26 protein-coding genes are annotated in these 25,951 nt (G+C 68.8%); 11 read left to right on the forward strand and 15 right to left on the reverse strand.

Going from position 1 to position 25,951, the window contains the following annotated elements; genetic code table 11:
- The first annotated feature begins 185 nt into the window (after positions 1-185).
- From AC3WQM_RS04940 to AC3WQM_RS04955, 4 genes are all read left to right on the forward strand, one after another.
- Positions 186-1,028, forward strand: coding sequence for a DUF4123 domain-containing protein (locus AC3WQM_RS04940; protein WP_492677195.1), 843 nt, complete (start codon positions 186-188; stop codon positions 1,026-1,028).
- A 22-nt stretch (positions 1,029-1,050) separates the two neighbouring features.
- Positions 1,051-1,803 (forward strand): DUF3304 domain-containing protein, encoded by a 753-nt coding sequence (locus tag AC3WQM_RS04945; protein WP_492677196.1) that lies wholly within the window; start codon positions 1,051-1,053, stop codon positions 1,801-1,803.
- A gap of 75 nt (positions 1,804-1,878) precedes the next feature.
- Complete coding sequence (locus AC3WQM_RS04950) at positions 1,879-2,631, forward strand: DUF3304 domain-containing protein (protein WP_492677197.1); 753 nt, start codon at positions 1,879-1,881, stop codon at positions 2,629-2,631.
- On the forward strand, positions 2,628-4,679 hold the full coding sequence (locus tag AC3WQM_RS04955; RefSeq protein WP_492677198.1) for a T6SS phospholipase effector Tle1-like catalytic domain-containing protein: 2,052 nt from the start codon (positions 2,628-2,630) through the stop codon (positions 4,677-4,679). Before AC3WQM_RS04950 ends, AC3WQM_RS04955 begins: the two co-directional genes overlap by 4 nt.
- 36 nt (positions 4,680-4,715) lie before the next feature.
- Here the strand turns inward: AC3WQM_RS04955 and AC3WQM_RS04960 are convergent, their stop codons facing one another.
- The 6 genes from AC3WQM_RS04960 to AC3WQM_RS04985 are packed head-to-tail and all read right to left on the reverse strand — an operon-like array spanning position 4,716 to position 10,661.
- On the reverse strand, positions 4,716-6,167 hold the full coding sequence (locus AC3WQM_RS04960) for an aldehyde dehydrogenase (RefSeq protein WP_492677199.1): 1,452 nt from the start codon (positions 6,165-6,167) through the stop codon (positions 4,716-4,718).
- Positions 6,168-6,205: 38 nt separating this feature from the next.
- The gene (locus tag AC3WQM_RS04965) at positions 6,206-6,916 is read right to left on the reverse strand and encodes an ABC transporter ATP-binding protein (protein WP_492677200.1); all 711 of its coding nucleotides are present in this window, start codon (positions 6,914-6,916) and stop codon (positions 6,206-6,208) included.
- Positions 6,913-7,662, reverse strand: coding sequence for an ABC transporter ATP-binding protein (locus AC3WQM_RS04970; RefSeq protein ID WP_492677201.1), 750 nt, complete (start codon positions 7,660-7,662; stop codon positions 6,913-6,915). The genes AC3WQM_RS04965 and AC3WQM_RS04970 overlap by 4 nt, the downstream gene beginning before the upstream one ends.
- Entirely contained in the window at positions 7,659-8,591 is a 933-nt protein-coding gene (locus AC3WQM_RS04975) for a branched-chain amino acid ABC transporter permease (protein WP_492677202.1), read from the reverse strand. Before AC3WQM_RS04975 ends, AC3WQM_RS04970 begins: the two co-directional genes overlap by 4 nt.
- Positions 8,588-9,466: a branched-chain amino acid ABC transporter permease gene (locus tag AC3WQM_RS04980; protein ID WP_159275015.1), complete on the reverse strand. Its 879-nt coding sequence runs from the start codon at positions 9,464-9,466 to the stop codon at positions 8,588-8,590. Before AC3WQM_RS04980 ends, AC3WQM_RS04975 begins: the two co-directional genes overlap by 4 nt.
- Positions 9,467-9,470: 4 nt before the next feature.
- Positions 9,471-10,661, reverse strand: a complete 1,191-nt coding sequence (locus AC3WQM_RS04985; protein ID WP_095743865.1) for an amino acid ABC transporter substrate-binding protein — start codon at positions 10,659-10,661, stop codon at positions 9,471-9,473.
- Positions 10,662-10,873: 212 nt separating this feature from the next.
- On the opposite strand from AC3WQM_RS04985, the gene AC3WQM_RS04990 reads away from it, so the two are divergent.
- On the forward strand, positions 10,874-11,833 hold the full coding sequence (locus AC3WQM_RS04990) for an AraC-like ligand-binding domain-containing protein (RefSeq protein ID WP_492677203.1): 960 nt from the start codon (positions 10,874-10,876) through the stop codon (positions 11,831-11,833).
- Here the strand turns inward: AC3WQM_RS04990 and AC3WQM_RS04995 are convergent.
- The 3 genes from AC3WQM_RS04995 to AC3WQM_RS05005 all read right to left on the reverse strand — a co-directional run bounded on the left by AC3WQM_RS04995 (position 11,830) and on the right by AC3WQM_RS05005 (position 15,139).
- A complete protein-coding gene (locus AC3WQM_RS04995) occupies positions 11,830-13,485 on the reverse strand; it encodes a SulP family inorganic anion transporter (protein ID WP_492677204.1) in 1,656 nt (551 codons plus the stop codon). The genes AC3WQM_RS04990 and AC3WQM_RS04995 overlap by 4 nt on opposite strands.
- A complete protein-coding gene (locus AC3WQM_RS05000; RefSeq protein ID WP_489059901.1) occupies positions 13,482-14,123 on the reverse strand; it encodes a ParB-like protein in 642 nt (213 codons plus the stop codon). The genes AC3WQM_RS04995 and AC3WQM_RS05000 overlap by 4 nt, the downstream gene beginning before the upstream one ends.
- 101 nt (positions 14,124-14,224) lie before the next feature.
- Positions 14,225-15,139, reverse strand: a complete 915-nt coding sequence (locus AC3WQM_RS05005; RefSeq protein ID WP_492677205.1) for a class I SAM-dependent methyltransferase — start codon at positions 15,137-15,139, stop codon at positions 14,225-14,227.
- Between the two features lie 117 nt (positions 15,140-15,256).
- Here AC3WQM_RS05005 and AC3WQM_RS05010 point away from each other — a divergent pair, with 117 nt between their 5' ends.
- The 6 genes from AC3WQM_RS05010 to AC3WQM_RS05035 all read left to right on the forward strand — a co-directional run bounded on the left by AC3WQM_RS05010 (position 15,257) and on the right by AC3WQM_RS05035 (position 20,576).
- Positions 15,257-16,234 carry a LysR family transcriptional regulator gene (locus AC3WQM_RS05010; RefSeq protein WP_492677206.1) on the forward strand — a complete coding sequence of 326 codons (978 nt, stop codon included), beginning with the start codon at positions 15,257-15,259 and terminating at the stop codon, positions 16,232-16,234.
- Between the two features lie 207 nt (positions 16,235-16,441).
- On the forward strand, positions 16,442-17,167 hold the full coding sequence (locus AC3WQM_RS05015) for a hypothetical protein (protein ID WP_492677207.1): 726 nt from the start codon (positions 16,442-16,444) through the stop codon (positions 17,165-17,167).
- A gap of 48 nt (positions 17,168-17,215) precedes the next feature.
- Positions 17,216-17,689: a hypothetical protein gene (locus tag AC3WQM_RS05020; RefSeq protein WP_492677208.1), complete on the forward strand. Its 474-nt coding sequence runs from the start codon at positions 17,216-17,218 to the stop codon at positions 17,687-17,689.
- A 235-nt stretch (positions 17,690-17,924) separates the two neighbouring features.
- Positions 17,925-19,484: a TerC family protein gene (locus tag AC3WQM_RS05025; protein ID WP_492677920.1), complete on the forward strand. Its 1,560-nt coding sequence runs from the start codon at positions 17,925-17,927 to the stop codon at positions 19,482-19,484.
- Positions 19,485-19,557: 73 nt separating this feature from the next.
- Entirely contained in the window at positions 19,558-20,166 is a 609-nt protein-coding gene (locus AC3WQM_RS05030; protein WP_489059893.1) for a flavin reductase family protein, read from the forward strand.
- Positions 20,167-20,171: 5 nt separating this feature from the next.
- Positions 20,172-20,576: a hypothetical protein gene (locus AC3WQM_RS05035; protein ID WP_492677209.1), complete on the forward strand. Its 405-nt coding sequence runs from the start codon at positions 20,172-20,174 to the stop codon at positions 20,574-20,576.
- A gap of 4 nt (positions 20,577-20,580) precedes the next feature.
- On the opposite strand, the gene AC3WQM_RS05040 is transcribed toward AC3WQM_RS05035, so the two are convergent.
- The 6 genes from AC3WQM_RS05040 to AC3WQM_RS05065 all read right to left on the reverse strand — a co-directional run bounded on the left by AC3WQM_RS05040 (position 20,581) and on the right by AC3WQM_RS05065 (position 25,931).
- Positions 20,581-21,453, reverse strand: coding sequence for a ChbG/HpnK family deacetylase (locus AC3WQM_RS05040; protein ID WP_492677210.1), 873 nt, complete (start codon positions 21,451-21,453; stop codon positions 20,581-20,583).
- Between the two features lies 1 nt (position 21,454).
- The gene (locus AC3WQM_RS05045; RefSeq protein ID WP_492677211.1) at positions 21,455-23,044 is read right to left on the reverse strand and encodes an ArnT family glycosyltransferase; all 1,590 of its coding nucleotides are present in this window, start codon (positions 23,042-23,044) and stop codon (positions 21,455-21,457) included.
- A complete protein-coding gene (locus AC3WQM_RS05050) occupies positions 23,041-24,081 on the reverse strand; it encodes a glycosyltransferase family 2 protein (RefSeq protein ID WP_492677212.1) in 1,041 nt (346 codons plus the stop codon). The genes AC3WQM_RS05045 and AC3WQM_RS05050 overlap by 4 nt, the downstream gene beginning before the upstream one ends.
- The gene (locus tag AC3WQM_RS05055; RefSeq protein WP_492677213.1) at positions 24,078-24,647 is read right to left on the reverse strand and encodes a phosphatase PAP2 family protein; all 570 of its coding nucleotides are present in this window, start codon (positions 24,645-24,647) and stop codon (positions 24,078-24,080) included. Before AC3WQM_RS05055 ends, AC3WQM_RS05050 begins: the two co-directional genes overlap by 4 nt.
- 154 nt (positions 24,648-24,801) lie before the next feature.
- Positions 24,802-25,251 carry a hypothetical protein gene (locus tag AC3WQM_RS05060; protein WP_492677214.1) on the reverse strand — a complete coding sequence of 150 codons (450 nt, stop codon included), beginning with the start codon at positions 25,249-25,251 and terminating at the stop codon, positions 24,802-24,804.
- Between the two features lie 119 nt (positions 25,252-25,370).
- Entirely contained in the window at positions 25,371-25,931 is a 561-nt protein-coding gene (locus AC3WQM_RS05065) for a methyltransferase family protein (protein ID WP_492677215.1), read from the reverse strand.
- Positions 25,932-25,951 lie beyond the last annotated feature (20 nt).

A 25,951-nucleotide genomic window follows, 5' to 3' on the forward strand; every position in this document is an offset into this window, starting at 1 on the left:
TGCAGGATGGGGACATCACCTTCGAGTGTCCGGGGAAGATCACTTATCACTCGGTGCAGCGGAAGTTGGCCGGGCCGGTGCAGAAGAGTTACCCGTTGCCGGCATTTCCCAAGAGCATCTGCGTGGCGTGCCTCCTGAAGTCGCTCAAGTCGGCGCCGGCCTTCACCCAGGTGGAGTAACGCACGATGAACCTGATCGACAAGCACGCACCCGGATGGATCGACGCCCTGTTTGCGGAGGGCGGCCCTCTTGCCTCCGGCGCTGAGGAATTTCGCTACGCCTTGATCGATTGCGCCTTCGCCCCGCAATGCCATCAGCTGCTCAAGAGCCACCTGGGCTCCGGCTCCTGGCGGTCGCTCTACGAGAACATGCCCGGCGCTTCAGATGAAGCGATCCAGCATTCACCCGTGCTGCTGAACATCGATGCCGTCGAGAGGCCCTTGCTCGATCGTGTGCTGCTGCTGACGAATGGCTTGCCGATGCTCAGCTTCATCCGCTCGGACGAACCGCTCGAATCGCTGTTCGAGCGCCTGAGCCCCTGGTGCATCGTGAATGCGGATGGACAGTATTTCGTGCTGCGCTTTCCCGACACGCGCCGCCTGCCGGATGTGTTGGCTGCGTTGTCTCCGTTGCAGCAGATGGCGTTCTGCGGTTCCGGAGCCACATGGCATTTCCGTCGGCGCGACGCCGGCTGGAGCACTTTCCTTGCACCCGGGCAAATGAACGCCTCCATGTTGCTGCCTCCGTGCGCGCCGGTCCTCGATGGTGAACAATGCGTGGTACTCATCGCTGGCAGCGAAGCGGACGAGATGGTCGCGAACCTGCTGCAGCTCTCGCCGGCCTATGAAGCGAAGCATTCGCCCTCGGCCTTGCACGCACTCGCGGAGCGCGGGCTCGCCGAGGCCAATGCCATGCACCTCGACACGGTGGCACAACGGATGAATCTGTGCGAAGTGTTTTGGCAGCATCCCGAACTCAGCCGCAGCGTTCGTTCAGACCATGAGGCGCTGCGCGCCTTGATGGTCTAGCGCACCACAGCAGGAACAACAGATGCTTCTCAAGAACTGGCTCCTTCCCCTCGTGCTTCTTGCATCCCTGGCCGCGACAGGATGCGCCATCGGTCGTGCCGACACGGTTCCAGCATCGGTCAGCGGCGTCAACTACACCGACCAGGACATCCACTACCGGCTGTTCGACCCCAAGGATCCGAAGCAGACCACACTTGCCTCCGAAGACATTGGCCCATTTTCCGCAGGAGGCGTGCTGTGCTGTTACGGCGTACCGAAGACCTGGGCGCCTGGCATTCAGGTCGGTGTGATTCTGCAGAGCTACGACAACAATGCGCGCGACTACCGGCCGCGCCAGACCTTCATCGTTGATCTGCCGCCGTACGACAAGAGTGGCAAGGCGGGGGATGTGTGGTTTATCAACTATCCCGATGGCACGGTGGGGGTGGTTTCAACCGCTTACCGGCCCAACGGCGATGGGTGGCCCGGGAAGATCAAGGGATGGCCCAAGCCTTCGCTGGCTTTTCAGCGGGAGTTGTGGGAAAGGGATATGCGGTTGGCAGAGGAAGGGTTGGCGTCGAGTGCAAGGTCGCTGCAAAGACTGAAGAATGACCCGAAAAAGTACCTGAGGGAAGAGTGGGATTGGCTCTCAAAGAGCTATGCATTCAGGCACAAACTAAAGCTATTCTCAGGGCCAGACGATCCCGCATTCTTTGCAGAGGAAAAAGAAACGATGGAGAGGCTCGTGGCGTGGCAGCAAGAGAAGATCGACCGCTTGATGAAGATAAAGCCATGACCATGCTTTCCGAACAACACTGCAAAGAAGCGCCTCGCGCTTTTCGTACTTAGCTTGTCGCAACAGGAACGACAGATGATTCTCAGAAATTGGCTACTTCCCTTTGCGCTTCTTGCATCACTGGCCACCAGTGGTTGTGCTTTAGGCCGCGCCGACACGGTTCCGGCTTCGGTCAGCGGCGTCAACTACACCGACCAGGACATCCGCTATCGACTGTTCGACCCCAAGGACCCGAAGCAGACCGTGGTCGCCTCCGAAGAGATCGGTCCGTTTGCCGCAGGAGGCGTGATCTGTTGCTACAACGTGCCGAAGACCTGGGCACCTGGCATCCAGGTCGGAGTGATCCTGCAGAGCTACGACAACAACGCACGCGACTATCGGCCGCGCCAGAACTTCATCGTTGATCTGCCGCCCTACGACAAGAGTGGCAAGGCGGGGGATGTGTGGTTCATCAACTATCCCGATGGCACGGTGGGTGTCGTTTCAACCGCGTACCGACCTAACGGCGACGAATGGCCCGGGAAGATCAAAGGGTGGCCCAAGCCTTCGCTGGCTTTTCAGCGGGAGCTGTGGGACCGGGACATGCAATTGGCACGGGAAAGTTTGGAGTCGAGCGCGGAAGCACTGCAGGAGTTGAATAAAGATTCCAAAAAATACCTCAAAGAGACATGGGACGAGCGCGCAAAGGAGTTTGCTTATCGAAAGGAACTCGCCGCGTTTTCGGGGCCAGACGATCCCGCCTTTTTCACCAAGGAAAAGGCCATGCTGGAGAGGTTGATAGTCTGGAATCAAGAAAAAATTGATCGGCTGATGAAGGTCAAGCCATGACAGCCCATCTTGCAATCTCGATTGACGAGATGACTTTTTTTAACCCCTCAGATCGAAAAGTATTTTTTGGGAAGAACAACAAGAAGATTGAAGATGACTATGAAGTCGGCCGGGAATTGCGCCCCATAGGCCAGCCCGGCAAGTCCTGCGACGTGAATCTCTTCATGGGCTTCTTCTTCGATGGCACGCGAAACAACTACGACAGCAGCACAAAAAACGAGGACTACACGCATTCCAACGTCGCACGCTTGTACGGCGCGTATCCGGGACAGAGCGTGCCTGGGGTGCCAGCTGACCCCGATGCGCAATGGACCACCAACCCCGAAAACTACCAGCACTTCTTCAAGGTCTACGTTCCGGGCGTGGGAACGCCCTTCATGCAAGTGGGCGACAGCGGCGTCGGCAAGGATGCGCTGCTGGGCAACGCCACTGCTCGCTACGGCGAGCGCCGCATCCTGTGGGCGTTGGCGCAAGCGCTCAACTGCGTCTACCGCTACCTCACCCGGAGCGGCAAAGGGCCGGGGTTATTCTCGGCCGAAGAGGTGATGCGGTTCTGCGAGGATTTCAGCCTCGGCAAGGAGGAGCTTCTGGAGGCGTCCAACGGGGCCGCTGAGAAGCGCCAACGCGACAACAAGAATCGCCGCACGCTGGAGGTGATGCTCAACAAGCTGCACGATTCAATCAGGCCGCACATGATCGACCCCGAAACCGGCCAGTGCAGCAAGGTCGATCCAGGTCGGGTGCAACGCATCTTCGTCAGCGCATTCGGCTTTTCGCGGGGAGCAGCCGAGGCACGGGTCTTCGTCAACTGGTTCCTGGCGATGTGCCAGATCGATGCTGAACTTCGCGGGCAGACGGGGCCGACGTTGGCCTCGTTCCCGGTGACCTTCGACTTCCTGGGATTGTTCGATACGGTCGCGTCGGTCGGTGTAGCGGCCTCGTCGCTGTTCGCCGACGGGCATGGCGGATGGGCCGATGCGGACGCCTCGATGCGCATTCCGGCCGAGGTGCCCTGCCTGCACATCGTGGCCGCGCACGAGTTCCGTCGCAGCTTTCCGTCGGATTCCGTTCACGTCGGCAATACGTTGCCTGAGAATTCTCGGGAGTGGGTGTGCCCCGGCATGCACTCGGACGTCGGCGGAGGCTACATGCCGACGGAGCAGGGCAAGGGAGTCCATCCCAAAGGCGATGACATGCTCTCGCGCATTCCCCTCGCCCTGATGTACCGTGAGGCGCGAATACTGGGCGTGCCACTGAAGCTGGAACTGGCACGTCCGGTCATCAAGGATCAGTTCATGGTCGCCAAGGAACTGATCCGTGATTTCAACGCCTACCTTGCCGTATGCCAGGTCAAGGAAGGTCTGTTGCGCGATGTCATGGCAGAGCAGCGCAAGCTGTTCATCCAATGGCGCAAGTCCTGGGCTGGCCACGCGGCCACCATGCCGTTCGTCTTGCGTGCTTCGGAGGCAGACCGGGCGGACCTCAAGTCGGCCGACGAGCAGTTCGTCAAGGAAGTAGAAGACTTCGAAGCCTGGCGAAAGAAAAAGAAGCGGATCAGCGGTCGCAACAGCCCGGACGGCACGCCGCGCGAGGTCGACAACGTGCCCGGCATCGATTCGGAGCGGGTGGGCGAGTGGGGGCGTATCGAGCCGTACTGGAACGAGCCCGTGCTCACCAGCAAGCTGTTCGAGGACCGTGTGCACGATTCTCACGCATGGTTCAAGCTCACTGGTCCCGAGGCGGCCGAGTTCAAGGCGCAACTCGAAAAGCTGGTGGCCCGCAAGAAAAAGGCGGACGAGGCACGCACGGGGATCGATCCACCCAGAGGTGGAGCACCGGCCGGGCTGACGCGCCGCCAGGAGCGATGGGTCAACCTGTACCTGACCACGGGCGAGTACGCGCCCGATTTCACGGAAGGACGCGAATGGTATGCGTGGGGTGCCGGCTACTTGCGCTATCGCCGTGTGTATGCGGGCGCGGACGAGACACGACTGACTCAGAACCGTCGACCCGTTGAAAGGGAGTCACCGGAGCCGATGACGGCCTGATCCGAACGGCAGGGCGGTGTCCTGCCGCTCCTTTGTTCAGAACGGATAGTGCCGAGGCGTCGTCTGCACCGTAATCCACCGCAGCTCCGTGAACGCTTCGACGCCGGCTCGCCCACCGAACCGCCCGTACCCTGACGACTTGACACCGCCAAACGGCATCTGCGCCTCGTCATGCACCGTCGGCCCGTTGACATGGCAGATCCCCGCCTCGATGCGCTGCGCCACGTTCCACGCACGCGCCACATCGCGGCCGAACACCGCTGATGACAAACCGAACTCGTTGTCGTTGGCCACCGCCACGGCCTCTTCCACGCCATTCACGCGCACGACCGCCTTCACCGGCCCGAACGATTCCTCGCGGTAGATGGCCATCGCGGGCGTGACGTGGTCGAGCACGGTGGCGGGCATCAGCGTGTTCTGTGCCTTGCCGCCGCACACGAGGACCGCGCCCTTGGCGAGGGCGTCGTCGATCAGGGCGTTGCAGCGCGTCACGGTGCTCATGTCGACGACCGAGCCCAGCACGACGGGGCCTTCGCGCGGGTCGCCGAGCGGCAGCGCCTGTGCGCGGGCGGCGAACTTCGAGACGAACTCGTCGGCCACCGCGTTGTCGACCACGAGGCGTTCGGTCGACATGCAGATCTGGCCCGAGTTGGCGAAGGCGCTGAAGATCGCGCCGTTCACGGCTGCGTCGATGTCGGCGTCGTCCAGCACCACGAAGGGCGCCTTGCCGCCGAGTTCGAGCACGGCGGGCTTCAGGTACGTGGCGCAGGTCTGCGCGATGAGGCGGCCCACGCGCGTGGAGCCGGTGAAGTTGACGCGCCGCACCGCCGGGTGCGCGACCATGGCCTCGACCACGGCGCCGGCGTCGGCCGGCGCGTTGGTGACGAAGTTGACGGTGCCCTTGGGCAGGCCGGCCTCGGCCAGCGCTTCGATGATGAGCGCGTGCGTCTCGGGGCACAGCTCGGAGCCCTTGAGCACGACGGTGTTGCCGCAGGCCAGCGGCGTGGCGATGGCGCGCGTGGCCAGGATCACGGGGGCGTTCCAGGGCGCGATGCCCAGCACCACGCCGGCGGCCTGCCGCACGCCCATGGAAAGGCTGCCGGGCACGTCGGACGGAATGACCTCACCCGCGATCTGCGTGGTGAGCGACGCGGCCTCGGTGAGGATGCCGGCCGCCAGGTGCACGTTGAAGCCGGCCCACAGCGCCGAGGCGCCGGTCTCGCGCGCCATGGCCTGCACGAAGGCGTCGGCGCGCGCTTCGAGCGCGTGCGCGGCCTTGAGCAGCAGGGCGCGGCGCTCGTTGGGGCCGGTCTTCGACCAGGTGACGAAGGCGCGCTGTGCGGCGTCGACGGCGGCGACCGCGTCGGCGGGCGTGGCCGCGGGCGCGCGCGTGGCGATGCCGCCGTCCAGCGGGTTGCGGCGCTCGAAGGTGGCGCCGCCGGTGGCCGTGCGGCGTTCGCCGTCGATGAGCATGGAGATGTCGGTCATGGGTGTCCTTTGCAAGAAAGAAAGAGGAAGAGGGGTGTTCAGGTCACGCCCAGGTAGGCCTGGCGCACGGCGTCGGAATGCAGCAGCGCCTGCGCCTCGCCCGAGGCGACGACGCGCCCGCGTTCGAGCACGTAGCCGCGGTCGGCGGCCTGCAAGGCCTTGCGCACGTTCTGTTCGACCATGAGCACGGTCACGCCCTGGTCGGCGATGCGGCGCACGATGGCGAGCAGCTCGTCGACCATGCGCGGCGCCAGGCCGAGCGAGGGCTCGTCGAGCATCAGCAGGCGCGGCCCGCTCATCAAGGCGCGCGCCACGGCGACCATCTGCTGCTCGCCGCCGCTCATGGTGCCGGCGAGCTGCGTGGCGCGTTCCTTCAAACGCGGAAAGTCGTCGAAGGCGCGCGCGAGGCGCTCGGCGCGCAGGCGCGCGGGGATGAGCCAGCCGCCGAGTTCGAGGTTCTCGGTGACGGTCATCTGCGGGAACAGCTGTCGGCCCTCGGCCACCAGCGCCAGGCCGCGTCGCACGCAGGCGGTGGCATCGGCGGACGGCAGCGCCGCACCGTCGAGCACCGCGTCGCCCGTGCGCGGCAGCAGCCCCGCCAGCGCCTTAAGCAGCGTGGTCTTGCCCGCGCCGTTGGGTCCGAGCACGACGGTGACACCGGGCGTCACGTCGAGGTCCAGGCCCTGGATGACCTGGAAGCCGTGGTAGCCGGCCGAAAGGCCGCGCACGGTCATGAAGGTGCCGCTCATGCCGTGGCCTCCATCTCGTCGCCCAGGTAGGCCTCGACCACCTCGGCATTGCGCACGACCTCGGCCGGCGTGCCGTCGGCGATCTTGCGGCCCTGGTGCAGCACCAGCACGCGCTCGACGTACTTCAGCAGCGTGGTCACCGCATGCTCGATCCACACGACGGCGAGGCCGTGGTCGTCGCGCAGGCGGCGGATGCGCCGTGCCATGGCATCGACCTCCGCCTCGGTGAGGCCGGCCGCCACTTCGTCGAGCAGCAGCACGCGCGGCCGGGTGCCGAGCGCCATGCCGATCTCGAGCAGCCGCTGCTGCGAGGGCGTGACGTCGGCCGCGATCTGCGTCGCGAGGCCGCCCAGGCCCAGCATGTCGAGGATCTCGTCGGTGCTGCCCAGGCCCGCGATGGGCGCGCGGCGGCGGCCTGCGAACTGCATGCCGAAGCGCACGTTGTCCTCGAGCGTCATGTCGGCCATCACGCGCGGCGTCTGGAAGGTGCGCGCGATGCCGTGTGCGGCGTACAGGTGCGGGCCGCGCCGCGTCAGGTCGACATCGCCTTCCACCAGCAGCCGGCCCGACGTGGGCATGACCACGCCCGAGATCGCGTTAAAGAAGGTCGTCTTGCCCGCGCCGTTGGGGCCGATGATGCCGACCAGCTCGCCCGCATGCAGCGTGGCGCTCACCGCGTCGACGGCGGTGAGTCCGCCGAAGCGCACCGTGAGGTCACGGGCTTCGAGAAGCGGCGTGGCCTTCATGGTGCGTGCCTCCGCAACGCCGCCGCCTTGCGCTGCCACAGCGACGCGAGGCCGTTGGGCAGGTACATCACGCACAGGATGAGCAGCAGCCCCAGCACCATCATGTAGCCGTAGGGCAGCTGCAGCCGCAGCGTCTCCGACAGCAGGCTGAACACGATGGCCGCGGCCACCGGTCCGCCGATGCTGGCGGCCCCGCCGATCATCGCGATCAGCACGGTCTGGAAGCCGATGAAGGGGCTGAACACGGCGGCCGGCTCGATGTAGGTCCAGCGCACGGCCATCGCGGCGCCGACCGCGCCGGCGAAGGCGGCGGTGAGTGCGAAGCCGGCGATCTTCACGCGGCGCGTGTCCACGCCCAGTGTCTGCGCGCGTTGCTCGTCGGCACCGATGCCGGCCAGCGCCAGGCCGAAGCGGCAGCGCTTCACGAGCAGCGCGGTGGCAATGGCCGCGCCCGCAATCGCCAGCACCGTGAGGTACACCGTCTCGTTCGACGGCACCACCGTGAGCACGCGCCCCACGGTGCCCGAGACCTGCTTCTCGACGAAGGTGACGGCATGGCGGATCAGCTCGGTCATGCCGAAGGTCAGCACCGCGAAGTAGGTGCCGCGCAGGTGCAGCACGGCCGCGCCCATCAGCACCGCCACCGCGCTCGCGATGGCCGCGCCGCTCAGGATGACCAGCGGCCAGGGCAGCACCTCGAGCAGCGTGGCGCTCGCGTACGCGCCCAGGCCGAAGAAGGCCGAGGTGGCGAGCGACAGGTAGCGCGTGGCACCGCAGAACAGCGACCAGCTGGTGGCCAGCGCGATGTACATCAGGCAGCCGAGCGCGACCGAGGCGATGAACTCGCTCGCGACCCACGGCACGGCGGCCGCCAGCGCGAGGCCGATGCAAAGCACCCACCACGGTTTGTTTTGAAAGAGGGAATTCATCTTCTGGAGAACAGTCCGTTGGGCCGCCAGATCAGCACGCCGATGAACACGGCGTACGACAGCAGCATCTTGAGCGAGGGGCTCGTGTAGTACATGCCCAGCGCTTCGACCACGCCGAGCAAGAGGCCGCCGACGAGGCTGCCCGCGATGCTGCCGAAGCCGCCGAGGGTGATGACGATCAGCGCCGTCACGGTGTAGGGCTCGCCCATCGAGGGCGAGATCTCGTAGGTCATCGACAGCAGCGCACCGGCCACCCCCGACAGGCCCAGGCCGATGCCGAACATCAGCGGGTGCAGCCGCCTGGTGTTGATGCCCACCAGCTGCGCGCCGGTGGGCGACTGCATCAGCGCGCGCACCGCCTTGCCCAGCAGCGTGAGCTTGAGCAGCGCGATGAGCACGAGGCTCAGCGCCAGCGCCACGCCGAACAGCACCAGCTTGTTGGCGGTGAAGCGCATCTCGCCCAGCTGCACCGGCTCGGCCAGGTAGTCGTAGCCGCGCAGGTCGCCGCCCCACACGAGCAGGGCGGTGTTCTGCACGAAGAACATCAGGCCGAAGCCGACCATGAGGCTGCGCGCCTCGAACACGTCGACGTTCGGCGCGCGCGCCGCCACCTGGCGAAAGCACAGCCAGTGCACCGCCATGCCCAGCGCCATCAGCAGCACGAAGGCCACCGGCATGAACACCAGCGGCGAGACGCCCAGCGCCGTGTGTGCCCACCAGGTGAGAAAGGCGCCGAGCATCAGGAACTCGCCGTGCGAGATGTTCATGATGCGCATCAGCCCGTACTGCAGGTTCAGTCCGATGGCCACCAGCGCGTAGATGCCGCCCGTGATCAATCCGCCGGCCAGGAGCTCGGCCCATCCAGAGAACGACACGCTGTTATTTCCAGGCCGGCTTCGGCATCAGTTGCGCGGTGGCGCGGTCTTTGGGCCACACCACTTCGAAGTCGCCGCCCTGCCATTGCGACACGGTGCCGGGGATCGACGCGTTCTCGCTGCCCTCGAAGCGGATCGGCCCGAGGATGGTCTTGAACTCGTTCTTCGCGATCTGCTCGCGCAGCGCCTTGCGATCCAGGCCCACCTTCTCCACCGCCTGCTGCAGGATCTGAAGGCCGGCCCACGCGTGGCCGCTGGCCCAGCGGTCGGGCTCCTTGCCGAACTTCTTCGTGTGCGCGTCGAAGTAGGCCTTGGCCTCGGGGCTGGTCTTGCCGTTCCACGAGCCCATGCCGATCACGCCCTCGGTGTTGGCGGCCATCACGTTCTTGTAGAGCTGGAAGGCGGTGCCCACCGAAGCGTAGAAGTACTTCGGGTTGAAGCCCACCTCGCGCGCCTGCCGGCTCGCCAGGATGGTGTCCGGCGGGTAGGTGATGCCGATGAAGGCGTCGGGGTTCAGGTCCTTCATGGTGCGCAGCACGGGCGCGAGGTCTTTCACGCCCAGCGGGTAGCTCTTGCGGTCGAGCACCTGGATCTGCGTCTTCTTCAGCGCGTTGTTCAGCGCCGCGAAGTTCTCCAGCCCGAACAGGTCGTCCATGTAGACGATGGTGATGGTCTTCACGTTCTGCGCCACCAGCATGTCGACCAGCGCGCCCATCATCTTGTCGGGCTGCTGCAGCAGCGAGAAGAAGAAGGGCAGGCGCATGTCGATGAGCTTGCGCGACAGGGCCGTGGGCGCGAGCAGGGGATAGCCGAAGCGGTTGGCCAGCGGCGCGACCGCGAAGTTGGCGCCCGACCCCCAAGGCGGCAGCACGAGGTCGACCTTGTCGCTGCCCATGAGCTTTTCAAACGTGCGCACGCAGGTCTCGGTCTCGCTGCGGTCGTCGTAGCCGATCAGCTCGATGGGCCGCTTGGTGCCCTTCACCGACAGGCCGCCCGCGGCGTTGACCTGCTCGGCCCACAGCAGGTAGTTGGGTTCCTGGCTCACCTGTGCGCCCGCGGCCCAGGGGCCGGTGCGGGCGATGGCGTAGCCGATGCGAACGGGGGCGCTTTGCGCGAACAACTGCGGCGCGACGGCGGCCGCGCCCAGCGCGGTGGCTGTGCCCTGAATCCAGTGGCGGCGGGTGGGGTGAAGCATGGAGGTCTCCTTCCGGGCGTCGGTATGCGCCCGCTGACCGGGATCGTAGAAACGCACGCCCTTCGACGCTGTGCCTGCCGCGCACAAAGCACTTGACGCAGCGTGCAGGCGCCTAGTGGTTAACCCGCAAAGGCGAGGGCTTTGCGGGCACTCCACAATGCGCGGCATCCCGCTGCCGTGTTGCAATCTTTCGTCTTCACTGCTTTCGCTCCATGACCGCGTCCCTGCTCCTGTCCACCGACGCCATCCCGCCGAAGGAACGCGGGCCGCTGTGGTGCGAGTGGGTGTGGCGCCACTTCGGCGGCCTCGGCTCCGACCTGTATGGCGACAGCGATTTCGACGGCCACCTCGCGTCTTCGCACGCGGGCGACGTGATCCTCACGCGGCTCGAAGCCAACCGCCATCGCGTGCTGCGAACCCCGCAGATGGCGCGCCTGAGCGATGCGCCCTACCTGAAGATCGTCGCGCCCTGGCAGGGCTCGGCCGAGGTCACGCAGCGCGGGCGCGCGGCGGCGGTGCGCGCGGGCGGCTGGACCTTGTACGACACCACGCTCGACTACACCGTGGCCAACCCCGAGCGCAGCGACCACCTCATCGTGATGCTGCCGAAAGACCAGATCGCCTCGCCCGCGCTGCCGCTGGGCGACCTCGTGGCGCGGCGCATCGGCGGCGACAGCGGCATCTCGCGCGTGGCGCTGGAGACCATGCGCAACACCTACCTGGAGCTGCCCCACATGAGCGAGGCCGCCGCGCGCGGCGCGGGCGAGCTGCTGATCCAGCTGGTGCGCCTGTCGCTCATGGAGCTCGCGGGCCGCAGCACCGCCCAGACCCAGCGCGAGGCGCTGAAAGACCGCATCCACCGCCACGTGGCGCAGAACCTGCGCGACCCCGCGCTGTCGATCGACGGCGTGGCGCTGGCCCTGCGTTGCAGCAAGCGCCTGCTGCACCAGGCCTTCGCGGGCGACGACGACACGCTCACCGGCTACATCCAGCACCAGCGGCTGGCCGCCAGCATCCGCGACCTGATCGACCCCGCGAACGCCGCGCGCTCCATCACCGACATCGCACTGGGCGCGGGCTTCGGCAACCTCTCGCACTTCAGCCGCGTGTTCCGCGCGCACACGGGCGGCAGCCCGAGCGAGTTCAGGCGGCAGGCGACGCTGCCGCGCTAGCCCGGTTCGCGCGGCTCGTGCGGCAGCCGCGACGCGCCGGCCTGCACCGCATCGTCCACGCTCCACGGCGCATACACCTCGGCGTGCAGGTCGGGCGAATCGACCTTGGCCAGCAGGTCGCGCACGCCGTCCTTCACGCGCGCCAGCGACAGGCGCGCGCCGCGCGCACGCACGTAGGCCGCAAAGTCGCACAGCGCCTCGATGCTGGTGGCGTCGAGGTCGGGCGATTCCTCCAGGCTCAGCACCATGCGCTGCAGGCCCGGCGTGGCGTCGATGCGCGCGCGGATCGATGCGAACACCGCGTCCGCGTTGCCGAAGAACAGCGGCACCTCGGGCCGCGCGATCAGCACGCCCGGCGGCACCACGGCCTCGGGGTGGCGGCCGGTGTCGACGTAGTCGTGGCTCTGGCCCAGCCGGCCGAGCCAGCTCACGGTGGTGCGCGAGAAGCCGCGCAGCAACAGCAGCAGGCTCACGCCGATGGCGGCCAGCAAGCCGTCGAGCACGCCCAGCAGCAGCACGGCCGCAACCGCCACCAGCGCCACCAGCCGGTCGCGCCGCCAGTGGAAGTACGGCCGCAGCGACGAAGGGTTCAGCGAATGGCTCACGGCGTTGATCACGATGGCCGCCAGCAACGGCTCGGGCGTGTGCGCGATCCACGGCAGCAGCGTGAGCACCGCCACGAGCACCACAAGCCCCGCCACCAGGCCCGCCGCACGGCTGCGTGCGCCCGCCGATTCGTTGGCCGAGGTCGCCGAGTACCCCGCGCCCACGGGCATGCCCTGGAACAGTGCCGACAGCAGGTTGGCGCCGCCCAGCGCCAGCAGGTCGCGGTTGGCCGACACGTTGTCGCCGTGGCGCATGGCGAAGGTGCGGATCGAGCCGTAGGACTCGGCATAGAGGATCAGCGCCATCGCGAAGGCCAGCTCGCCCATCCCCAGCCATTGCGTGCGCCCCAGCGAAGGCACGCCCGGGTGCGAGAAGTCCAGCGAGATCGGCCCCACCGCCGCCACGCCCCAGGCCTGGCACAGCCCGCTCACGTCCAGCGCGATACCGCCCACGATCACCAGCAGGGCCGCCGGCACCGCGCGCCAGCGCGCCAGGCCGCGCAGCAGCACCAGCGCCGCCAGCGCCATCGCCGCGCCGGCCAGGTTCCAGTGCCGCCACTCGGCCGCCAGGCCCGCGACGAGGCGGAAGAAATCGCTGTGCGCCGGCTGCACCGCCAGCACCTTCGGCAACTGCTTGACCACGATGGTCAGCGCCAGCCCGAGCGCGAAGCCGCGCAGCACCGGCTTGGCGATCAGGCTCGACACCGCGCCGAGCCTGGCGATGCCCGCGATGACGAAGAAGACCCCGGCCAGCAGCACGATGCCCGCGCCCAGCGCCAGCCGCGTGGCCGTGTCGACGCCCGGCATCGACGTGGTGGCCGCGAAGAGCACCGCCGCCGACGACGAGGTGGCCGAGACGATCGCGAAGCGGCTGCTGCCGAACAGGCCGTAGACCAGAAGGCCGGCGAACAGCGCGATCACGCCGGCCTGCGGCGGCAGGCCCGCGATGCCCGCATAGGCCACGGCTTCGGGCAGCAGCAGGCCCGCGATGGACACGCCTGCCACAACGTCGGCGAGGCCGGGGCGGCGGGCGGCGCTGTCGTTCACTTCGCGGGCGTGGCGTTGGTCACGCCGGTCCAGCCCGGCAGGTAGCGCGCGTCGGCGGTGCGCGCCAGCGCCACGGCCTTGTCGATGGTGGCCTGCGGCAGCGGCTCGGTGGCCGAGGGCTGCAGTTTCTTCGCGGGCACCAGCGGACGGAAATGGTCGGCCCACAGGAACTCCGCATAGGGCGCCGCGTCCTTCGCGTAGCCGCCGGCCTTGCGCACGAAGCCGGCCAGGGCGCGGTACGGGTCGTCGCGCAGCTTCGCCACGCTGGAGGGGATGGCGCTGAACGCGCGCCGCTTGCCCTTCTCGTCGAAAGGGTGCGCCCAGCGGTGGAATTCCATGAGGCGCCAGAACTGCTCGCCCCGGACCTCGCTGAGGTCGTCCAGCTGCATCACCCACACCGTGCCCACCGACTCTTCGTGCAGCGCGCGGCCCAGGTGATGGTGATCGACGATGTAGTAGTGCCCGCCCGGCCCGCGCACGGCAGGAAACCAGTGCGCGGCCAGCGTGTGCTCGCGCTCCTTGCGCTTGAGCTGCTTCCACTGCGCGCGCTTGGTGGCCACTTCGGCGCCGCCGACCGTGATCTGGGTCGGCCGCAGTGCATCGAGGGAAACGGGGATGAGGTTCGGCTTGGCGGTCATGCGGGGACGCTCCGTGGTGACGAGGGAGGCTTGCGGCGGCGGGCGCGGGCGATCATCGCCACCCGCGCGCCACACCGCAAGTCGGCCGCACGCTACCAGCGTCAGGCGGACCGGAACCTGACGGCGCGCGCGACGTGCGCGGCGCCGGCGGGCTGCAAGCCGTTGCGGCCCGCGGGGTCGTAGCGCGCCAGCGCCTGGTGGCCGTCGAGGTCCTCCTGCAGCGCAAAGCCCGTGTCCCGCAGCAGCGCGCCCAGCGTCGCCGGATCGAAGCCCGACAGGAAGTCTTCGCCGACCGACGACACCTCGCTGCGCAGCCGCTGGAACGCGGCGTTGCCCGCCGCATCGGGGCGCAGTGCCGCCTCGTCGATGTAGGTGAAGACCAGCTCGCTGCCCTCTGGCCCGCAGCCGGCGATGGCGCGCAGCGCCGCCAGGTTGGCCTCCCGCGTGAGGTACACGGTGACGCCCAGCCACGCGAAGAAGGCGGGCCGCGTCGCATCGAAGGGCGTGCGCGCGAGCGCAGCGGCAAGGTCTTCGACCGACAGGTCCGCCGCGACGAAATGCACCGAGGGGGAAGGCGGCACGCCACAGGCTTGCAGGCGCTGGCGTTTCAGCTGCTGCGTGGCCGGGTGGTCGACCTCGTAGATGGCCAGGCCCTGCGCCCACTCGGGGATGCGGCACACGAAGCTGTCGAAGCCCGCGCCGATCAGCACGTACTGGTCGACGCCGCGCGCGACCGCGTCCTTCAGCGCGTCTTCCGTGTAGCGCGAACGCAGGATCACGTCGGGGTAGGCGGCGTTGGCGCGCATCGCGTCGTCGAGCGCTGTGTCGGGCGAGCCTGTCGAGGTGGCGTCGCGCCGTGCCAGCGCGCGTTCGAGGAAGGCGGCGCGCACGCTGTCCGGCACCAGGCGCTCGCCCCACGGGTCGTCCAGCAGCGGCGCGGGCGCGCTGCGCGCATGGATGGCGCGCATGAGCGCGGTGGCGAGGGCGGTGCGGCTGGCTTGCGAGGAAGGATTCAAGGCGGGGGCTCCGGTGGTGCAAGGGGTGCAAGGGGTGGAAGGGCGCGAAGTTTCAACCCGCGCGAGGCGTCTGTACAGTGCATTGTTCAAAGCAATGACCTGCACCAAATGAATTCCATGGACCTGAACCTGCTGGCCGCACTCGACGCGCTGTTGAGCACCGGCAGCGTGAGCGCGGCGGCCGAGCGCATGCACCTGAGCGCGCCGGCCATGAGCCACACGCTCGCGCGCATCCGCGAGGCGCTGGGCGATCCGATCCTCGTGCGGGCCGGCCGCAAGCTGGTGCCCACGCCGCGTGCGGTGGCGTTGCGCGATCCGGTGCGCCGCCTGATTGCCGACGCGCGCCTGCTGATGCAGCCCGACGGCGGCGTGCCGCTGGCGCGCGTGACGCGCGAGTTCACGGTGCGCGCGCCCGAAGGCATGGGCATCGTCTACGGCGCCACCTTGCTGGCCGCGCTGCGGCGCGACATGCCATTGGCACGCCTGCGCTTCGTGCCGGAAAGCGACAGCGATGCGATGGCCTTGCGCGAAGGGCGCATCGACCTCGACGTGGGCACGCTGCCTGACAAGGGGCCGGAGGTGCGCAGCGAGTTGCTGTACGCGCAACGCATCGTCGGCGTGGTCGGGGCGGGGCATGAACTGCTCAAGGCGCGCGTCACGCCCAAGCGCCTGGCGGCCCAGCAGCATGTGGCGGTCACGCGGCGCGCCAGGTCCGTCGAGCCCCTCGACAGCCTGCTCGCGGCACAAGGTTGTGCGCGGCAGATCGCATTGACCGTGCCCAGCGCCTATGGTGCGCTGATGGCCGCCGCGCGTTCGTCGCTGGTGGCCTGCGTGCCCGAGCCGCTCGCGCGCACCGTGGCCGCGAGCCTCGGCCTGTCGATGTTCAAGCTGCCGGTGGCCGTGCCGCCCGAGCAGGTGCTGCAGGCCTGGCATCCGCGCGACGAGGTGGACCCGGCGCACCGCTGCCTGCGCGATGCGGTGGCGGCCGTGTCGAAAGACACGCGCTTCGGTCCGCTCACGGGCCGCGACGCGCAGGCCCCGATGCGCGGGCGCGCACTGGCGGCACACCGCGCGCTGCTTGCAAAGTTGCCATGAATGCTTAAGCAGCGGTTGTGTCGAAGCGGGCATCAAACTTACATCTTCTCGGTTAACGGGCTTCGCGGCAGGCGTTGCTTGTTCAAAAAAAAGATGCCTTGAGGCCTGCTTGGCCTCGAGAGCGACGCTTCCCGCTGGTATGGTCGTGCGCGCAATCCAGCTCCACGTCACCCCGCCCGTTGTCGACGCATTGGGTATTTGCTTCACATGCCCCTTCGTCACGACCGCATCTTTCCGCGCTACGCGTTCTACTGTGTGCTGGCCGGCCTGGCCGCGATCTATGTCTTCTGCGCCATGGTGCTGGTGCCGGCAAAGATATACATCCTTCCGTACCTCATCACGCCGGACTTCGTGCGCTACAAGGGCGCCTTCTTCGTGCTGGTGCTGGCGATCCCGGCCGCGATCTACCTGATCGGCTGGAAGGGCAGCGACTTCTTCGCGTGGCTGCGCACCCCACCAGTACTGACGCTGACCGCGCACGGCCTGCAGTTGGGCACGCAGACCATCGCTTTTGCCGACGTGACGCGGCTGCGCCACCGCCACAACCGCAACCACCTGCTGCTCACCACCCGCGACGGCCAGACGCTGCGCCTGCGGCTCGACCTGTGGGACGACCCGTACGCGCTCGTCGCTGAAGTGGAAGAAGCCGTGGGCGAGGTGCTGCGGCACGACGTCGAGCGGCGCCTGCATGCGGGCGACACCGTGCCCTTCGGTGCGCTGGCGCTGAATGCCGAAGGGCTGGTGCACAAGGGCCAGCTCATCGCGTGGTCGAGCATCGACACCATCCGCACGCAATCGGACGCCGAAGCGATGGACGTCGACGAGCACCTGCTCATCGTCGCCAACGGCAAGACCCGCAAGATCGATCGCTCCAAGATCGACAACGAGCCGGTGCTGATGGTGTGCCTCATGCAGCGCCTGCCGTCGGCCTGACCCTTCTTCTTTTTCTTTTCAATCTCCAAAGTACAGCGACTCAAAAAAATGGAAATCTACAGCTCCGCCCGCCAACAGGAAAAAACCCGCCAGGACCGCCCCGTCTTCTACTCCCGCACGCGGCTGATCGCCGGTGCCACGCTCTGGGTGGTGGTCGCGGTCGTGCTCGCCGTGCTGTGCATTCGCGCGCAGGACAAGAACATCGGCATCCTCATCGCGGCGGGCTTCGGCCTGCTGGCCGCGTGGCTGGCGGTCAAGTGCATCCGCACGCTGGCCAACATCGGCACGCCGGCCTTCGTCATCGGCCACCAGGGCCTGACCTTCGAGAACGGCCTGCTGCTGCCGTGGCCCAACATCGTCGAGAACATCTGGGTCAACCAGGACTACATGGGCATTCCCATCGGCAAGCAGATCCAGATCAGGACCGACCTGCCCAAGCCGAAGGCGCGCGTGCTGCGCCGCGCGACCGCGCTGGAGATTTCGGGCGACGAGTACCTCGCGCTGTGCGACGCCTACCGCTGAGCCGCAGGGGCTGAAAGCCCCTTGGCAGCGGGGCGTCAAAAAAGGGTTCGATAGACTGCAGGGGTGACATCCTCTTCAGAGCCTCCCAGTAGGTCGCTGGCCTGCGCCAGCTTTCGCCTGCACCGCTGCGTTGCCAACCACGCATTCGCAGCGCACGTCCTCCCCGTCTTTGCACTGTCGCCCGACATGGCCCGCGCCATGCCGGGCCGCACCCGTTGCCCGCGCGCCTTCCATGATTGAACTCCTCACCGACCCGACCGCCTGGATCGGCCTCCTGACGCTGGTCGTCCTGGAGATCGTGCTGGGCATCGACAACCTGATCTTCATCGCGATCCTCGCGGAGAAGCTGCCGCCGCACCAGCGCGACCGGGCGCGGCGGATCGGCTTGGGCCTGGCGCTCTTCATGCGGCTGGCGCTGCTGTCGATCGTCTCGTGGCTGGTCACGCTGACCACGCCGCTGTTCAGCGTGTTCGGCCAGGGCTTCTCGGGTCGTGACCTGATCCTGCTGCTGGGCGGCCTGTTCCTGCTGTTCAAGGCCACTTCCGAGCTGCACGAGCGGCTGGAAGGTGTGACGCACACGGCCAGCGGCTCGACCGTGTATGCGGGCTTCGCGCTGGTGGTCACGCAGATCGTGGTGCTCGACGCCGTGTTCTCGCTCGACGCGGTGATCACCGCCGTGGGCATGGTGGAGCACCTGCCGGTGATGATGGCGGCCGTCGTCATTTCCATCGGCATCATGCTGTGGGCATCGAAGCCGCTCACGCGTTTCGTCAACGCGCACCCGACGGTGGTGGTGCTGTGCCTGAGCTTCCTGCTGATGATCGGCCTGAGCCTGGTGGCCGAGGGCCTGGGCTTCCACATTCCGAAGGGCTACCTGTACGGCGCCATCGGCTTCTCCGTGATGATCGAGGCGCTGAACCAGTGGGCCAAGCGCAATGCGCTGCGGCACGAGGCCCGCCGGCCGCTGCGCGACCGCACGGCCGAATCCATCCTCCGGCTGCTCGGCGGCCGGGCGCCCGGCGAGCCGGTGCCGGCGGGCGGCGCGCCCGACGCGGCGCTGGCGGCGCAGCCGGCCTTCGCCGTGGCGGAGCGCAACATGGTCAGCGGCGTGCTGTCGCTGGCCGAGCGCAACGTGCGCTCGGTGATGACGCCGCGCACCGACATCTCGTGGGTCGACCTGAACGACGAACCCGACGCGGTGCGCGAGCAGCTGCTCGACACGCCGCACGGCATCTTTCCGGTGTGCCGCGGCTCGCTGGACGACGTGGTGGGCGTGGCCCGCGCGAAGGACCTGCTGGGCCACCTGCTGCGCGACGGAAAGATCGACGAGCGCGGCGGCCTGCGCACGCCGATCTACGTGCCCGAGTCGACCACCGTGATCAAGCTCATCGACACGCTGCGCGGCGCGCGCGGGCAGCTCGCGCTGGTCAACGACGAGCACGGCACGCTGACCGGCGTGGTCACGCCCATCGACGTGCTGGAGGCGATCGCCGGCGAGTTCCCCGACGAGGACGAGACCCTGGAGATCCTGCAGACCGCATCCGATGCGTGGACCGTGTCGGGCAGCGCGGACCTGCACCTGCTCGAACAGGCGCTGCAGACCCATGGCCTCGTGAGCGACGACGACAGCTACACCTCGGTGGCGGGCTTCCTGCTGGTGCGCTTCGGCGGTCTGCCGCCCGCGAAGGCGACGTGGGTGCACGACGGGTACGAGTTCGTGGTGACCGAGGTCGATGCGCAGCGAATCCGGACCGTGGCGGTGCGCCGGCTGCCGCCGCCGGAAGCCGAGGCCTGAACACGACGACGCGACGCGTGCCGGCCGATTTGTTAGGCTGGCGCCCCGTCGTCGTCACCTTCATTCCACGCGCATGAACGCCTCTCACCGCCGGCCGGTTCCGCTGGCCAAGGCCTACCGCCTGCTGAACCACGGCCCGACCGTCCTCGTGAGCGCTGCGCACGACGGCCGGCGCAACATCATGGCCGCGGCCTGGGCCATGCCGCTGGACTTCGATCCGCCCAAGGTGGCGGTCGTGCTCGACAAGAGCACCTGGACGCGCGTGCTGCTCGAAGGCGCGGGCACCTTCGCACTGCAGGTGCCCACGCGCGCGCAGCTCGACCTGACCGAGGCGCTGGGCAACAGCTCGGGCCGCGAGATCGCCGAGCGCGACGGCAGCGACAAGTTCGCCGCCTACGGCCTCTCGACCTTCGCGGGCGAGGCCACCGGCGTGCCGCTGCTCGAAGGCTGCGCGGCCTGGCTCGAATGCCGGCTGCTGCCCGAGCCGCCGATCCAGCAGCGCTACGACCTGTTCCTGGGCGAGGTGATCGCGGCGCAGGCCGACGCGCGCGTGTTCTCCGAAGGGCGCTGGCATTTCGAAGGACACGACGAACTGCGCACGCTGCACCACGTGGCGGGCGGGCACTTCATCGTCGATGGCGAGGCGGTCGATGCGAAGGCGCTGCCGCGCGTGACACCGTAGCCGGCATGCCGGACCTGAACCCAGTCATCACCGTCGTCGGCTACAGCCTCATGGGGCTGCTGGTGGCCATGATGGGGTCGCTGGGCCTGGCGGCGCTGTGGACCTGGCGCGACTGGCCCGGCGCCGACCGCCTGACCGGCCTGGCCGCGCGGCTCGCGATCCTCACGTGGATGGTGGGTGGCGTGATGCTGATCTTCGGCGGGCTGGCGATGGCCGGCCTGGCGACCTGGGTCATCTTCTGGGCGGCCAAGCCGCTGCCGGGCACGCTGCTCGGCATCGCGGGCTACGTGGCCTCGCGGGCCGTGCTCGTGGTCATGGCGGTGCTGCTGGTGCGCCAGGGCGGGCTGGTCCTTGCCGCCTGGTGGGGCGCGCGAGGCGAAGGCACCGGGACGACGCCCGACAAGCCGTAGCTGTTCAAGCCGCGGCCGGGTGCGGCACCTCGACCGGGAGCGCGCCGAGCCAGTGCGACAGCGGCGCCAGCACCACCTCGCCGGCACCGTCGGCATCCCGCACCGGAAACGCCAGGTCGCGCAGCACCGCGTACTCGCGCAGCCGCGCGGGGCCGATCGGGTCGCCCGGCGTCAGGCCGGCGGAGGGGTGGCACATGAGCACATCGCCCGTCTCGCTCGCCGCGATCCATGCCGTGAGGCGCTGCCGGTGGTCTTCCATGTCGCCCTCGAAGTCGTACACGCCGAGCAGGCGGCGGCTCGTGGGAATGCCGTGGCGGCGGGCCAGCGCCGACAGGCCCGCGGCGCCCAGCGCATGGATGAGGCCGGCCTTCAGCCGCTCGGTGCCCCGGCCCGGGCCCGGCGCCGTGTGGCGCAGCCACGGCGGCGACGCGCCGTAGCGCCGCACGATCTCTTCCACCAGCAGCTCGCGCACCATCGGCAGCTGGTGCACGTGGCGGTGCCCGTCGACGAAGGCGGGCGCGCGGTGCATGGCGTCCTCGAAGCGGGTGAACTGGTCGCGGATGTCGGCGCGCAGCCCCGGGGCGAAGGCCGTGCGCGTCCAGGTGCGTGCCACCAGCCCGGTCAGGGCCGGCTCGGGGCCGCCGGAGACCTCGGGCCGCGTGAGGTCCAGGTGCAGGCCGGCGTCGAAGGCGCCGGCGTCGATGCGCAGCAGTGCCCGTGCGCCGGCCAGCCAGGCGCGGCGGCGCACCATGCAGCTGGTGGCCGAGACGATGCCTCGCTCCGCCAGGTCGATGACGGCCGCGTTCACGCCGGCGCTCAGGCCGAAGTCGTCGGCGCAGATGCACAGGCTGCGGGACGGGGCGGTGGGGGTGCGCATGTCAGTCATTGGCGCTGGCCGGGGCCGCCGGCGGGAGGCCCAGGCACTGCGCGTCGCCCGTGGCGCTGCCCGGGAAGCGCCAGGCCGCGACGGCCGGGGTGAAGGCGACCAGCCGGGCCCGCGCGAGCCACGGGTGGGCAAGCTGCGCGTTGCTCGGGCCCACCAGCCAGGTGGTGCGCGGCGTGCACAGCGCGGCGGCCAGCTGCGTGCGGTCGACCAGCAGGTCGGCGGCGCGCGCGGGGTCGAAGCGGGCCGCGTCCGCGATCTCCTTGCGCCAGTTGTCGCGCGTGTCGGTGGCGGCGGCTTTCCAGTCGTCCGCGATCCGCACCGGCGTGCGCAGCTTCCAGTAGAACGGGATCTCGTAGAGGTAGCTGTCGAGCATCAGCACCTGGTCGCCGGCCGCCACGGCCTGGCCCTCGGGCAGCCGCAGCATCGTGCCCGGCGGCCGTGCGTAGAGCGCCAGGCCGGCCACGCAGGCGATGCACACGAGGGCCGACGCCAGGGCCGTCGCGCGGACCTTGGGCAGCAGCGTGTCGGGCACGCGGCCCGCGAGCACGCGCTGTGCGATCAGGCAGGCCAGCGGCGGCAGCGCCGGCAGCACGTAGCCGACCAGCTTGGAGCGCGGCAGCGAGAAGAAGCCGACGATGACCACGAGCCAGATCCACATGAGCCAGTCGATGTCGGAGAAGCGCGTGCGCGGCGCCGCCGCGTCGCGCCCGCGCGGCACCAGGGCCCAGGCGAACCACGGCAGCGTGAGGGCCGCCAGCACCGGCAGGTAGAACCACATGCCGTGCTCGTTGTTGAAGCCCGAGGACGCGAAGCGGCGGAAGTGCTGGGTGATCACGAAGTAGTCGAAGAACTCGGGGTACTTCATCTGCATCGCGACGAACCACGGGCCGGCCACCGCGAGCAGGATCGCCCAGCCCGGCAGCCACACGGCCAGGCGCAGCACCACCGCCTTGCGCGTCACCGCGCACCAGGCCAGCAGCACCAGCGCGGGCAGCAGCAGGCCGATGAGCCCCTTGGCCAGCAGCCCCGCCGCCGCCAGCAGGTAGGCGCCCGCCAGCAGGCCGCGCCACGGTTCCTCGCGCTCCCGCGCCAGCACGGCGCCGGCGCCGAACAGCACGGTGCCCGAGATGCAGCCGGCCACCAGCATGTCCAGGTTGGCGAACTGCGCGCCCAGGAAGAAGAAGGGCGTGGTGACGAGCACCACGGTGGACAGCAGCGCCAGCCGCACCGTCGACCAGCGGCGCAGGAACAGGAACAGCGCCGAGGCCGCGATGCCCGCGCCCAGCACGGACGGCAGCCGCGCGGCCCATTCCACCGGCCCGGCCACCGCCATCGCGGCGGCGCCGATCCAGTAGAACAGTGGCGGCTTGTGGAAGAAGGGCAGGCCGTCCAGCCGTGGCACGAGCCAGTCGCCGGAGTGCAGCATGCCCAGCGCGATGCCGACGTAGCGGCCTTCGTCGGGCGCCATCAGCGGCCGGGCCCAGGCCGTGATGAGCAGCCAGGCAAAGATCCCCGCGATGAGCCACAGCGGCTGCGGCGCGGTCCACCAGGCGGGCGTGGTCGTGGTCGTGCGCGGTGTCATGGCTGCCCGGCCCCGAGGCCGGTTCCGCGCTCCTGGCGCACCACGTACAGCGGCCGGCCCTTGGCCTCCTCGTAGATGCGCGCGATGTACTCGCCGACGATGCCGGTCGAGATCATCTGGATGCCGATGAAGAACATCAGGCTCACCACGATGGTGGTCCAGCCGGAGACGTCGTTGCCGAACAAGAGGTGGTCGATGGCCACGAAGATGCCGTACGACAGCGCCGGCACCGCGAACAGCAGGCCGACCACGCTCACCATGCGCAGCGGCCAGGTGGTGAAGGCGGTGAGCCCGTCGATCGCCAGGCTCACGAGCCGACGCGCATTGAAGCTGCTGGCGCCCTGCGCGCGCGGGGCCGGCGTGTAGGGCAGCGCCACGGCGCGGAACCCGACCCACGCGTACAGGCCCTTCATGAAGCGGCTGCGCTCGGGCAGGCTCTTCAGCGCGTCGACCACCTTGCGGTCCATCAGGCGGAAGTCGCCCGCGTCCTTGGGCACCGAGAAGCGGTCCGAGTCGTTCATGAGCCGGTAGAACAGGCGGCTGCCGAGCTGCTTGAAGCGGCTCTCGTCATGGCGCGCCTCGCGCACCGCGTAGACCACCTCGGCGCCGGCGCGCCACTGCGCGAGCATGTCGTGGATGAGTTCGGGCGCGTGCTGCAGGTCGCCGTCGAGCAGCACCACCGCATCGCCGCCGGCCGCCACCAGGCCCGCGGTGAGTGCGGCCTCCTTGCCGAAGTTGCGCGACAGCGAAATGCAGCGAAAGCCCGACAGGTCGCACCAGGCCTCGGCCACGGCGGCGGTGTCGTCGGTGCTGCCGTCGTCGACCACGATGATTTCCCAGTGCATCCGCGTGGCCCACAGCACGTCTTCGAGCAGCGGCAGCAGGTGGCGCAGGTTGGCGCCCTCGTTGAAGCAGGGGATCACGCACGAGAGGCTGCGCGCGCCGGGCGGCGGCGTGTCGGGGTCGACGCTCCGCGGCGAGGGGGCGGCCGTGGCCGTGGCATCGGTGTCCGGGTGCAGGGTCGAGCTGGCGGTCATGAGGGTCTCCAGGCGGAAGCTGTCGCACGGGTGGCGGCGCGCACGGCCGCGCGGTGGGCCAGCCACTGCGCGGTGCCCAGCGCGCCGACGAGCGCGGCGGCCAGCAGCAGGCCGGCCGCGATGTCGAACGGGAAATGAACCCCGGTGTAGACGCGGCCCCAGCCCGTCGCGGCGGCCAGCAGGAACAGCGGCACGCCGATCGCGCGCAGGCCGGTGCGCGCCAGGAAGGCCAGCGCGACCGTGAACATCACGCTGGCATGCGTGCTCGGCAGCGAGCCGTTGACCGCGTGCGTGATGTAGGCCGGCACCAGCCCCTGCGCGAAGGGGCGCGGCACGTTCAGCCGCAGCGCAATGGCGTGCGACAGCATCGAGGCCAGCCCGGCCAGCAGCGCGACCGCGACCAGGTAGGCGCGGTCGTCGGGCCGACGCCACAGCATCGCGAGCGCGACGGCGGCGCACAGCCAGCTGCCGCCGAGCGCCAGCGCGCGGGCGCACATCAGCACCCACGGCGTGGGCTGCGCGCCGGCGGCGAGCCATTGCAGCAGGGCGAGGTTCAGCGCGTGCAAGGCGGCACCTCGCTCGGCACACGGCCAACGGTGGACGCAGGGCGATGCGCGCACGAAGAGAAAGCGGACATGGTCGGACCTTTCGACAAAGACGAGGGGGCGCCGGCCGCGCGCAGGGCGCAGCACAGCCGCTCGGCGCGCGAGGCGCCGTTTCTCAGGTCGCGAAGGGCGGGGCGGCGGGGGGAGGCAGGCGCCGCCAGGGGGCGGACGGTGGTGGCGCCCCGGCATGCCACGGCACGGGCTCGGGTGTTCTGCGGCCGGCCGGCTTCGCCCGCCGCATCAGCACCACGGCCAGCGGCAGCAGCGCCAGCAGCAGGGCCAGCAGCGTGTCCAGCCCCAGGTTCAACGTGTCGGGCAGATGAATGCCCGCGGGGCCCTGGGCGAACACCGTGGTCTCGCGGTCGAACGGGTGGTCCGCGCGGTCGTCCGCTTCGAACTGCGTCGTCTCGCCGACGCCGCGCAGCCGCAGCATCGGTTCGTCCTCGAGCCCGTCGCAGTTGAAATGCACAGCGATGAAGGGCTGCAGCAGGCTCAGCAACAGGGCCGCGAACCACCATGCCCGGCGATGGGCATGAGCGAGACGGCGGATGCGTGCGAGCAACATGCGCGAATGCTAGGAGCCTCGCATGAACGGAACCTGATCGTGCAGGTCAGCGTCCCGCAAGGTAGCGGGGGTGCGCGGAAGGGGCAGGGCCGGCCGGCGCTACCGGGCCGGCGCCGCGCTCACAGCAGGAACGGAATGAAGCGCCGCGTGCCGCGCATGTAGTCGCGGTAGGCGTCGCCGAAATGCGCGAGGCATTCCTTTTCGTCGCGCAGCGCCGTCAGAAAAAGGAACAGCGTGGCCGCGAGCACCAGCGCCAGCGTGAGCCAGGTGAACTGCTTGAGGAACGCGCCCCAGGCCAGCAGCATCAGCGCCGTGTACATCGGGTGGCGGATGTAGCGGAAGGCGCCGGTGGTCACCAGCGCCGAGGTCTTTTCAAAACCGTACAGGGCCGGGTCGTCGTTGCGCGCCTCACTCGGCTTGCCGTGTGCCTTGAGCAATCGCACCGCGTGGATGGGCAGCCAGATCGACAGCGCCAGCAGCACGCACGAGAGCAGCTGCGTGAACGAGAGCGGATCGACATGCCACACCGGCAGGTTCAGCACGATCAGCACCAGCATGCATTCCCACGCGAAGAAGCGGTAGAAGCCGTGCGAGCCGGGCTGGCTCAGCGGCCCGCGCGACACGTACAGCAGCGCGGCCGTGCCGGCGACGAAAAGAAAGAGCTGGAACCAGAAGAGCATGGCGGCCGAATTTACACGGC

The organism is Variovorax sp. FW301-JW7, from assembly GCF_058788795.1.